The organism is Candidatus Regiella endosymbiont of Tuberolachnus salignus, assembly GCF_964020115.1.
Taxonomy (GTDB): domain Bacteria; phylum Pseudomonadota; class Gammaproteobacteria; order Enterobacterales; family Enterobacteriaceae; genus Regiella; species Regiella insecticola.
Genome location: NZ_OZ026542.1, coordinates 1,690,509 through 1,701,797, shown reverse-complemented (window position 1 = coordinate 1,701,797; position 11,289 = coordinate 1,690,509). Strand labels below are relative to the sequence as shown.

Sequence of the window (11,289 nt, the reverse complement as noted above, 5' to 3'; positions counted from 1 at the left end):
CATATTGCTTAGGTTGGATTAACAAAACCAATCGCGCTGTACACTTTTTTGAGGGTTTCTTGTGCCCGAATTTGTGCTTTGGCAGCGCCTGTGCGCATTATTTTTTGCAGCTCAGCCTCATCACTACGGTAGCTTTTATAACGCTGTTGTAAATCGCCTAACTTGGAACAAAGCTCTTCTGCCAAGCTCTTTTTCAGCTCACCATAATTTTTTTTGGTAAATTCTGCGACCAATTGATCAATGGATTTATCGCTTATTGTCGATAAAATAGTCAGCAAGTTAGCAACGCCTGGTTTTTTTACTCTATCGTAGTGGATTTGGGCAGGATTATCGGAATCGGTTATTGCTCCCATAATTTTTTTTGTCACTGATTTTGCATCTTCTAATAGCCCAATCCTACTCTTAGGATCCTCGTCTGACTTAGACATTTTTTTGGCTGGATCCTGTAGTGACATGACACATGCTCCACCATCCTTAGGGAACCAGGGCTGCGGAACAGTAAAAATATTGCCATACAAAGTATTAAAGCGTTGAGCGATATCCCGGCTTAATTCTAGATGCTGCTTTTGATCTTTACCGACCGGAACCTGATCGGTTTGATAGAGTAAAATATCTGCTGCCATTAACGCCGGATAACTGAATAATCCGGCGTTAATGTTTTCATTATGACGGGCTGATTTGTCTTTAAATTGCGTCATTCGACTCAGTTCACCAAAATAGGTATAGCAGTTTAGTATCCAGTTTAATTGTGTATGCTCTGGGACATGTGATTGCACAAAAATCGTGCTTTTTTGCGGATCAATCCCACAAGCCAAATACAGCGCCAGGGTATCTAAGGTGTTTTCTCTCAACTTATTGGCATCTTGGCGCACCGTAATCGCATGCAAATCAACAATACAATAAAAACAATCATAATCATTTTGCATCGTTTTCCATTGACGCAAGGCGCCGATATAGTTGCCAATGGTCAGTGAGCCTGAGGGTTGAGCACCACTAAATACAATTTTTTTTTCTTTCATTTCACTCATTTTTGTTCCCTAAATTTTTTAATTATTAGCGACCTTGGCTAATTCACAGCGCATCGTTTGAATCACGGCTTTATAATCTGACTGAGCAAAAATAGCAGAGCCTGCAATAAACATATCTGCCCCTGCTGTTGCTACTGTATGGATGTTTTCTGTGTTAATACCGCCGTCTACGGCTAACCGAATTTCAGCATAACCCCTTTTATCTATTAGCTCGCGAGCCTGGCGCAATTTATTAAGCGTTGCCGGGATAAAAGACTGGCCACCAAACCCCGGATTAACTGACATCAGTAAGATCACATCCAGTTTATCCATCACATAATCTAGATAATGCAATGGCGTCGCGGGATTAAAGGCTAAGCCCGCTTTACAACCCCCGTCTTTAATCAGTTGCAGGGAGCGATCGATATGTTCGCTAGCTTCTGGATGAAAAGAAATAGAGCTCGCTCCTGCTTTAATAAAAGCGGCGATCAGATCATCAACCGGTTTAACCATTAAATGCACATCAATGGGTGCTGTAATGCCATAATTTCGCAGAGACTGACAAACCATTGAACCAAACGTTAAATTGGGAACGTAATGGTTGTCCATCACATCAAAATGAATAACATCGGCTCCGGCGGCCAGCACTGTGGCCGTCTCTTCACCTAAACGTGCAAAATTTGCGGCTAAAATGGAGGGGGCAATTAAAAATGGCGTCATTATGTTGCTCCAAAATTTTGCGGTGATCATATACCCTTCGCCTAGCGGCAACTTCAAAGACGAAGGGTATAGCCAAATCAGTTTAATTTGATTTAAGTGTTGTCGTCGCTTGCCGTACTATCTGTACTGTCTGCGTTCCTCCGCCTTGAATCAAATTAAACTGATTCGGCTATTATATAGAGGAAAAGCTATTTAACTGTAGAGTGCTAAAAGTTCATTGACTTTATGGCGCCCAAGAATATTGCTGCTAATAGTCCGGCTGGCTTTAACCTGGTGTAGTGTCGCTTGATAATACCAAGCGCGTGTGAGTTCGGTATCATGGTTAGAAATAAGCACTGGGATCTTGTTTTGGTTGAAAAGCTGGTAAGCAAGGTGTGCCAGATTTTTTTGATCTGCGGTAGTAAAACTCTTGCTGTGGTAAGAGGTGAAATTGGCTGTTACTGATAATGGAGCATAAGGGGGATCGCAATATATAACCGCACCACGCTGTGCTTTTAGCAGTGTTTGCTGATAGTGTTCACAAACAAAGGTGGCACATTGTGCTTTTTCTGCAAACCAGTACAACTCCGCTTCAGGAAAATAAGGTTTTTTGTAACGACCGAAGGGCACATTGAACTCACCTTTTAGGTTATAGCGACACAGACCATTGTAACCATGGCGATTCAGGTAAAGAAACAGAAGTGTTCGGCGATAAACATCTTTACTGGTATTAAATTCTTGACGAAGCGTATAAAACTGTTCAGCGCAATTATATTCATCATGAAAAAGTGCACGGGCATCACGCACAAAATCATTTGTACGTAATTTCACCGTATTGTAAAGATTAATCAGATCACTGTTGATATCGGCCAAAACGTAAGATTTGTACTCTGTATTTAAAAATACTGAGCCGGCACCGACAAAGGGTTCAATTAAACATTCTCCTGCCGGTAAATGTTGTCGTACATCATCAACTAGCTGATATTTTCCACCTGCCCATTTTAAAAAAGCACGCTTTTTTTTCATTTTACGAAGTTATCACCGATTTTTTTCTGAGTGATCATACCCTTCGCCTTTGAAGTTGCCTTCGGGTGCCAGGGTGTGAGACCGATTACGAGATTCGGCGAGCACCAGCCGCCAACAGCGCGGCGGCTTCAAAGGCGAAGGGTATAGCGGGCGTTGCCCGCGTTAGCAAACTCGCCTCAATTTTTTAAATCTTGCTGTAATTGATGTATAGGTTTGATCCAGGGATTTTTTATTTTAATAGCGTCAGGTAATTGAGCAAGCGCACTTTTAGCTTCAGTTAAGGTCGCATAGTTACCGCTGACTAAGATATACCAAGGCTGAGTATTACGTTTAGTTTCATATATTTGATAGTGAGTTAATTTTTGCTGTTTAGCATAAGTATTTAATGTTTCTGGCTGTGATGCGCTGCTTAATTGTAAGGTAAAGTGATGTCCTGGCGCTAGCCTTAAAGCGTCATTGGCTTGGATCGATTCAAGTTTAGTACTGCTAGCCTTTGTTGCTGTTTTAGTATTTTTATTGTTAATGATCACTTTAGCATCATTAGTATCGCTATTATTGCTTGATTTAGGCAGTGTTTGCGGTGTAACTGTGGTCGCTGGCGAGTGAGTGTCTTTAGGCGGTGAGGGGAGGGGCGTTTGCGGCAGCGCTTCATTAGATGCTGCAAACGTCTGCGGTATTTTTTCCTCTTGTAGCGGCCTGTTATTTTCACTTTCTTCAACATTTAGCAGCACAGGGGTGTGAGGTGTCACTGAAAGGTTGTCAGACAGATTAACCTCTTTTGTTACTATATCTTCATGTCTTTGTTTAATTTTATGCGGTGGGGGTGCTTCAAAAGCAGAAAGAATAGCGATGATAATCAGCAGCAATACTAAAATACCCATGCCAATCATAATACGCTGATGTGAAACAGCAAATCGTGATCCGTTTAAAGATTTAGTGCGCAAAGGTGTTGGGCGATGATCATTACTGTCTGGTTTTAGACCGTCTATCGGTTTCAAATCGTCCATTAAATTCCCTCCAATTTAAGATAAAGCTTTTTAAAACAGAAAATTAGCTGATTTGACTATGTTTAATTGCCTTGATCACGATATGGCTGGGTATTCCACTACGGATTTCTGATTGACCAATGCCAGTAGGTAGTATTAGCCGAAGCTCGCCTGCTAACACTTTTTTATCCCGTTGCATATAAGGCAAATAGCACTCCGCAGTCATTGTATCAGGGCCGTGGGTTGGAAGACCTGCACGCAGTAATAATACTTTAATACGTTCAATATCTGCGGTAGCAAATTGTCCAAGAAGTTTAGCTGTTTCTGCCGCCATTACCATCCCCGCTGCGACGGCTTGACCATGTAACCATGTGCCATACCCCATCGCAACTTCAATAGCATGGCCGTAAGTATGACCTAGATTGAGCAATGCACGCTGCCCATTTTCTTCACGTTCATCGATAGCAACAATACCTGCTTTTAGTTCACAGCAACGGCGGATGCAGTAGCGTAATGCTGTCGTGTCTCGTGCCAATAAATCCTCAATATTATTTTCTAGCCAAACAAAAAAATCAGAATCGAGCGCAATAGCGTATTTGATCACTTCTGCTAAGCCAGAGATAAACTCAGATTTTGGTAGGGTTTGCAAAAAATCAAGGTCAATGACAACAGAGATAGGTTGATGGAATGCCCCTATCATATTTTTACTCATAGCATGATTGATCGCTGTTTTGCCGCCGATAGCCGCATCGACCTGCGCCAACAGCGTGGTAGGCACTTGAATGAAGCGGACACCCCGCTGATAACAGGCTGCCGCAAAACCGGTTAAGTCGCCTATTACCCCCCCTCCTAGGGCAATAAGCGTGGTATCACGTCCATGAAATTTTTCTGACAGTGCGGCAAATATCTGTTCAAGTCCAGTTAGCGATTTATATTGTTCACCATCAGGTAAAACGACGTGATCAACTTTAATTCCGTTGCCTTCCAATGTTATTAGGAGTGATTTAAGGTAGAGAGGTGCTAGTGTTTGGTTTGTCACCAGCATGACTTGGTCATTGGCCTTTAATGGTAAAAAAGAAGCTAGATTATGAATCAATCCAGTATCTATGGTAATCGGATAGCTATATCTTTCCGTTTTAACAATAATTTTAGCCATATTTATTTTTATCCTATATGCCGTAAAACCTCGGTCTGTAGGGCGGGGTAAGCCTGTGGAGAGTAGGCACAGCTAGGCCACTCGATGAAACAGGAAAACACTGAAGCGAATCAGGTTTCGGTCTGAACGTGGTAGGAGGCGGGGAGGATGTCAAAATAACCTTGCTGCTAATTTAATCCAGGTACATTGATCATCTATGTTAAATCCTTTCGGGTATCGTTGATATGGCCAAATCAGTTTAATTTGATTTAAGTGTTGTCGTCGCTTGCCGTACTATACCCTTCGCTTTTGAAGCCGCCGCGTTGTTGGCTGCGGGTGCTCGCCGAATCACGTAGTATATCTACGCTCATCGGTCTCACCCCCTGGCAGCCGAAGGCAACTTAAAAGACGAAGGGTATATACTTTGCCAAAAATAGCTTGATTTTTATCCGCTTTGTATTCGCAAATTGCAGCGCTGGTTATTTTGGAGCGCAGTATTAGATGTTGTACGTTCCGTTCTTCGAGCCTGTTCTAAATCTTTTGGTTTGTCTGAGCGTCGCTCAAGAAGATTTGGAACAGGCTCGGAGAAAGCGGGGAATAGGGTGGTTGGATCAATGCTAAAATCAGATTTTTTCTAACAAATTAATGATCTGGCTGGCCACTAATTTTGCACTTTGATCGTCAGTACGAATGGTCACATCGGCAATTTTTTGGTACAGCGGTTCACGTTCTGCTGCTAGTGTTTCAAGTATATGGCGGGCAGACTCATCAGCTTGCTGTAATAGAGGACGTTTTTTGTCACGTTGTGTGCGAGCTAACTGTTTTTCGATAGTAGTTTCCAAATACACGACCACTCCCCGTGCGGACAAGCGGTTACAGGTTTCTCTCGATTTTACAGATCCACCACCGGTCGCTAAAACAATGCCTTGTTTTTCTGTCAGTTCATTAATGATTTTTTCCTCACGATCACGGAAGCCATCTTCGCCTTCTACGTCGAACACCCAGGCCACGTCAGCCCCAGTGCGTTGCTCAATTTGTTGGTCGGAGTCGAAAAATTCCATATTGAGTTGCTGGGCCAACTGACGACCGATAGTGCTTTTGCCAGCACCCATAGGTCCAACCAGAAAGATATTGCGTTTCTCTGCCATGTTTTTGGTATTATTAATATTGTTCGTTGATGACAACCCGCCCCGCCAATTGCATTAGCGGCGGGATCTAAGACTAGATCTGTTTCTAAATTGATTACGTTTTGTGAATTTTGTATACGCTATTTGTTGTCCTTATTTTTCATATCCTAATGTTGCTTACTGCCCTTAAGGTTAAGGATTTTTATTAAAAGTCAGTCTAGTGTCTTTGGTAAGGAAATCCTAGCTAAGTTTTCCATTCAGAGCCTATTGGAAATCTCTTGTACTCGCTGATATACCCTTCGCCTTTCAAGTTACGGCTTTGTTGTCTGCGGGTGCTCGCCGAATCACGTAGTATGTCTACGCTCATCGGTCGGTCGCCCTTGCCGCCTTGCCGTAACTCGAAATTCATTGGGTATACCCCTCGCTACGGCTTTGCAAGCAGTCTTTTGTCAAAACAAACTTAAAATGCTCATTTACACTCTTCATTCAAATATAAAAGGCAACTGCGCGTTCGCTTATCTTTTCTTCGTTAAAGAAGATTTCGAATAGGCTCTTAGAGTTTACCTCATTTTTTATCTTCAGCCTTTAAATTTGAAGATTGTCATATCAATTGTGATTTATATACCCTTTGCCTTTGAAGTGACGGCGGCGTTGTTGGCTGCGGGAGTTCGCCTTCATCAGGTAGTCTATCTACGCTCATCAGTCTCACGCTCTGGCTGCCTAGCGGCAGCTTCAAAGGAGACGGGTATATAGCCAAATCAGTTTAGTTTGATTTAAGTGTTGTCGTCGCTTGCCGTACTATTTGTACTGTCTGCGCTCCTCCGCCTTGAATCAAATTAAACTGATTCAGCTCTACATCTCAATTTGGTAACACTTGTAAGCTAAATCAGTGGCAGCGTCAAATTTAGCAGCCTTAAAACCGTAAAAAGTTGCAAATAGATGCCAAAACCCTATTTTTTAAGAATATCCCCTTCGCCTTTCAAGTGACGGTGGCGTTGGCTGCGGGTGCTCGCCTTCATGGTATACCCTTCGCCCTTGAAGCTGCCGTGTTGTTGGCTGCGAGTGTTCGCCGAATCACGTAGTATATCTACGCTCATCGGTCGGTCGCCCTGGCCACCTAGCCGTAACTCGAAATTCATTAGACTTCTTCGGAAACCTATTGCGTGACGCGAATCCTGCGTTGCCCGGTGCGCGCAATCCTCATGTACTTCATGTTAACGAAGGTTGCTGTGCGCCGGGCGCCTTGACTCCGCATAACGAACTACGGTTTCCAAAGAGATCTATTGGGTATAGATGAGTTTTGGTGTGATAAAAATAACGAGTTCTCGCCGATCTTTTTGGTTAGTATCTTGTTTAAAAAATCGCCCCAATAGAGGAATATTAGCTAATCCTGGTACTTTATAGGCTCTTTGATTATTTTTTTGTTGAAAGATACCACCAAGAATAATGGTTTCACCCTGTTTTACTGTAATTTGTGTTTTGATCTCTTGTTTATCGATAGCGAAGGTTTCTTCTTCACCCCGTTTCATTGCCATCCCAGGCATATTTTGACTGATTTTTAGTTTAAGCGTAATGAGGCCGTTACGTAATATTTTGGGCGTCACTTCCATCCCTAATACTGCTTCTTTAAATTCGACAGTAGTCGCCCCTTTTGTGCCGCTTGCTACAGGATAGGGGATATCAGTACCTTGTTTAATACTCGCTGTTTGTTGGTGAGAAGTGATTAAACGTGGGCTAGCGATGATATCTACTTGTTTTTCCTGTTCAAGCGCGCTGAGTTCAAGATCCAGTAAACGGCTATTAATCCGCGCAACTTGAAAACCGGCTACCAGTGCGGGATTTTGTAACGGTATATTAACGTTAAAATTATTTAATCGAAGAGGGCTCATTCCCTCTTCGTTTTTAAATCCCCAGCGTACGCCTAACTCATGTAAATCTTGGCTGCTTATCGTTACGATGTGAGCGGCCAGATGCACTTGCTGTAAGGGAAAATCCATTTCTTTTAACCAGGTTTTTAATGTTTTCAGCGACTCTGGGATATCACGAATTAACAAACTATTGGTTCGTTTATCGGCTATTATACTGCCTTTATCAGAAATTAACGAACCATGGCTGGTGCTTAGATTTTCTGCGAGTTCTTCTGCATTAGCATGCTGTAGTGTCAATATTAGATTTTCTAATTTTGGTTTTTGTTCATCGCGTATTTTTGCACTTTGTTGCTCTTTGTCTGTGATTTCTCGCTCAGAAAATACCATCATCACATTCCCTTCATGTTCAACCTTTAATTTAGCCATTCGTACAATAATGGTTAATGCCTGTGTCCAAGGAACCTCGATTAATCTAAGGTTTAGATTACCTTTGACTTCTGTGGTTGTGATCAGATTCAGTTGCTTATAATCCGCCAGAGCCTGTAGTACCACAGATACTGGGGTGTCTTGAAATTCCATATTAATGAGATTATTTTTTTGCTCCGCGAGGCAGATTACGTTATTGGTGACTAATAAAAGTAATCCGAAAAAAAAATAGATTAGATTTTTTGTACAATTTTCTTTCGGTAGAAAGGTAGCTATGAAATGTGGCTGATAGTTTTTATTTATTTTTTTATATTGAGTGATTTGTACTTTGCACGCCATGATATCAAGGCGTTGGTGACAGTATCGTAACATATTGATGTAGTCCCTTATCATCATCGATTAATTCCTTTTATACCCTTCGCCTTTCAAGTTACGGCGGCGTTGGCTGCGGGCGCTCGCCGAATCACGTAGTCTATCTACGCTCATCGGTCGGTCGCCCTGGCCGCCTTGCCGTAACTCGAAATTCATTGGGTATAGCAAGGGCTCTTAGCGTCGCTCAAGAAGATTTGGAACAAGCTCTAGCGTCATTAAGCATGTTGTTTTCGAGCGGTCATAATGTATATCTATCCCTCGCGTATCGATGTTGCTTACACGCCAATCCTTGAGTAGCTGTTTGCCAACCACTAATTTATACCACCGGCCTTCGGGGCTAAGTACCCAACCATGATGATTGCCTTGTTGGCCTACAATCCCATGTAATTGCCATTTTTTTAGATACTCAATATGTTGATTACAGGGGGTTAAAGGCTCGGGTTGAAAAGGATCCTTGATATAGATACCCTTCGCCTTTGAAGCCGCCGCGTTGTTGGCTGCAAGTGTTTGCCGAATCACGTAGTTGTCTACGCTCATCGGTCGGTTTCCCTGGCCGCCTAGCGGCAACTTCAAGGGCTGTGGGTAGAAAGTGTTATCTTGTGCTCCACTCGTTGATGAGATTAGAAAAATCAAAGGGAGGCATCGTATCGATCTTTTATTCATTAGCTTTTGTATCGGATAATAATTCAGTTAGCATTAATTTTATAATTAATTTATTTTTTTCACGGGTCATGTGAATGTTGTCCATCAAAATAGGGGGAGTGATTTTTAAAATATGATGGAAAAAATGGATTAATCCCTGAAAATTGATATCAAGAGTGACATCCCAACATTGATGGAGAAAATTATCTTCAGTTGTCGGTGATTGCCTTTGCCAACGTGTAATTTTTCCATCGAATGGTTCGATAAGTGCTTGAACATTTTCTATTAATGTTTTTTGTACGGTATGCTGCGTGTTTTCTTCTGATAACAGCTGATCAATTTGGCTTTGCATAAGAGAGAGGGCAGGCAATGATGCTAATGCGAGTTGAGTTTGTTCTATTTTATTTTTTTGTGTGAGCAATTCTTGTTGATCTACTATTTTTTGCTGCCATAGGGGTTGTAGTTCGAATAGATATACAGCACCGGCAAGCACCCCAAATAGGCTCCACTGCCAAAGCAATATTTGCCATGCTGGTTTTGATAGCCATTTTAGAAGTTTTTTATTCATTTATATTTCTCTTTTGCAAGCTGTATCCTTGGTACAACCCTTTCGCATGTATTACAAAATACAGTTTTCCTTCTTCGTTTTGATTAATATTATGTAATTGAATATTAAATAAACTATCTTCAGCGGCAAGTTTCTGTAAAAAGGTAATAATTGCAGTGTGATTATTACTTATGCCATCAAAAACAAATAGATTACCTTGTTGCTCTAATCGAAGCAGCCAACAATTTTCAGGAATTAGGCGTGATAGGCGCTGCAACAACATTAAGTAGTTTTTTGTCTGTTGTTGTATATGTTGATAATTTTTATTACGTGTTTTTATGTTTCGTAATAATTTTGCTTTTTTCTGTGTAGCCAGATAAATCGTTTGCAATACTTTTTGTTGTTGCAGCAGTTGTATTAGCGTTATTTGGTGTTGTAGATGTTCATTCTTCCATAATAAAAAAATTAACATTATTCCTACTATTATTATGACGGATTGTAAAAAAAAGAAGTTAAGCCAGAAGTGATAACGGCTTATTAATTGCCGAGTTCGCCAAGGTAAAAAATTAACCTGAAACATCAATAATCCGCTATTCGTATTGCTAGTCCGCCGGCTAAGGTAAAAGCCATAGGCGATGCGGGTAGCGGTGGTTGAAATTGTTTAAATGCAGAAAAAAGTGACCAGCTTATCGTGTTTGCAGGGGGTTGCTCGTCAATAATACTACTGTGATAAATTTTTAAGGGTTGATCTCGTTTTGCGGGATAAGCATGGCGTAATTGCTCAAATATATCCTGGGTTAGTGGAATTAATCCATAACGAAATGACGTGTTAAGTGGTGATGCCCATAACCATTCACTTTCCAAACGGTGCACTAAGATGTGCTCTGTTGATAACCCTGCGGCGGCGGCCATATATCGTAACGCACAAGGAGCAATATCTATGACATCTGGTGATAAACCGGCGTTTTGTAGACAGTGCTGCCAACATTGTATCTCTTGTTTACGAGCTGCAGTAACCAATAGTTCTGTGTTATTTTCAATCTCATCTCTATAGTCCAGTGCTAAGGTTTGACTCTGGAGTGGAAACTGTTTAGCTGCATTTAATTGGATAAATTCATTGCGTGTCGGCTCTCTTAATCGTTTATCGGGTGCTGGAATAGTTTGTTGTAATATGCGTTGCGCGGGTAGAGCGATACGTAAAGATATATTTTGAGGTAATTGCTTACGTAATAGGCAGAGTCTTTCGCTAAGAGCCTCTGGTTGCTGTAAGTTGCCGGCTTGTAAAATGCCGCTCGGTAAAGCTTGTTGCCACCAATAACGGAGTTGCCAGCCGTAACGGCGTCGTGTAACAGCTAATGCCCTTATAAAACTCATTTGAATATCTAGACCTACCTGCCATAGTTGTGAGTACATCCGTGTAGTAACCCCTGCTCCATTACTAAGAGCTAGCATGA

The 11,289-nt window shown here is 41.7% G+C and carries 14 protein-coding genes; all 14 read right to left on the bottom strand.

What is annotated here, in order from left to right; genetic code table 11:
• Positions 1–8: 8 nt before the first annotated feature.
• Positions 9–1,028: a tryptophan--tRNA ligase gene (trpS, locus tag AACL30_RS08780; protein WP_339056372.1), complete on the bottom strand. Its 1,020-nt coding sequence runs from the start codon at positions 1,026–1,028 to the stop codon at positions 9–11.
• 18 nt (positions 1,029–1,046) lie between these two features.
• Positions 1,047–1,727: a ribulose-phosphate 3-epimerase gene (gene rpe, locus AACL30_RS08775; protein ID WP_339056371.1), complete on the bottom strand. Its 681-nt coding sequence runs from the start codon at positions 1,725–1,727 to the stop codon at positions 1,047–1,049.
• Positions 1,728–1,919: 192 nt separating this feature from the next.
• A complete protein-coding gene (gene dam, locus AACL30_RS08770; RefSeq protein ID WP_006704382.1) occupies positions 1,920–2,732 on the bottom strand; it encodes an adenine-specific DNA-methyltransferase in 813 nt (270 codons plus the stop codon).
• 176 nt (positions 2,733–2,908) lie between these two features.
• Positions 2,909–3,739: an SPOR domain-containing protein gene (locus AACL30_RS08765; protein ID WP_339056370.1), complete on the bottom strand. Its 831-nt coding sequence runs from the start codon at positions 3,737–3,739 to the stop codon at positions 2,909–2,911.
• Between the two features lie 43 nt (positions 3,740–3,782).
• The gene (gene aroB, locus AACL30_RS08760) at positions 3,783–4,874 is read right to left on the bottom strand and encodes a 3-dehydroquinate synthase (RefSeq protein ID WP_339056369.1); all 1,092 of its coding nucleotides are present in this window, start codon (positions 4,872–4,874) and stop codon (positions 3,783–3,785) included.
• Positions 4,875–5,476: 602 nt separating this feature from the next.
• A complete protein-coding gene (gene aroK, locus AACL30_RS08755) occupies positions 5,477–6,001 on the bottom strand; it encodes a shikimate kinase AroK (protein WP_039906978.1) in 525 nt (174 codons plus the stop codon).
• Between the two features lie 223 nt (positions 6,002–6,224).
• Positions 6,225–6,389 (bottom strand): hypothetical protein, encoded by a 165-nt coding sequence (locus tag AACL30_RS08750; RefSeq protein ID WP_339056368.1) that lies wholly within the window; start codon positions 6,387–6,389, stop codon positions 6,225–6,227.
• Positions 6,390–6,930: 541 nt separating this feature from the next.
• Entirely contained in the window at positions 6,931–7,119 is a 189-nt protein-coding gene (locus AACL30_RS08745; RefSeq protein WP_339056367.1) for a hypothetical protein, read from the bottom strand.
• Positions 7,120–7,260: 141 nt separating this feature from the next.
• Positions 7,261–8,670: a DNA uptake porin HofQ gene (gene hofQ, locus AACL30_RS08740; RefSeq protein ID WP_339056366.1), complete on the bottom strand. Its 1,410-nt coding sequence runs from the start codon at positions 8,668–8,670 to the stop codon at positions 7,261–7,263.
• Between the two features lie 3 nt (positions 8,671–8,673).
• Positions 8,674–8,802 (bottom strand): hypothetical protein, encoded by a 129-nt coding sequence (locus AACL30_RS08735; RefSeq protein ID WP_339056365.1) that lies wholly within the window; start codon positions 8,800–8,802, stop codon positions 8,674–8,676.
• Positions 8,803–8,820: 18 nt separating this feature from the next.
• Positions 8,821–9,309 (bottom strand): hypothetical protein, encoded by a 489-nt coding sequence (locus AACL30_RS08730; RefSeq protein WP_339056364.1) that lies wholly within the window; start codon positions 9,307–9,309, stop codon positions 8,821–8,823.
• Positions 9,302–9,856, bottom strand: a complete 555-nt coding sequence (locus tag AACL30_RS08725) for a GspMb/PilO family protein (protein ID WP_339056363.1) — start codon at positions 9,854–9,856, stop codon at positions 9,302–9,304. The genes AACL30_RS08730 and AACL30_RS08725 overlap by 8 nt, the downstream gene beginning before the upstream one ends.
• A complete protein-coding gene (locus tag AACL30_RS08720; RefSeq protein ID WP_339056362.1) occupies positions 9,849–10,307 on the bottom strand; it encodes a PilN domain-containing protein in 459 nt (152 codons plus the stop codon). Before AACL30_RS08720 ends, AACL30_RS08725 begins: the two co-directional genes overlap by 8 nt.
• Positions 10,308–10,414: 107 nt before the next feature.
• Positions 10,415–11,248, bottom strand: a complete 834-nt coding sequence (pilM, locus tag AACL30_RS08715; protein WP_339056361.1) for a type IV pilus biogenesis protein PilM — start codon at positions 11,246–11,248, stop codon at positions 10,415–10,417.
• Positions 11,249–11,289 lie beyond the last annotated feature (41 nt).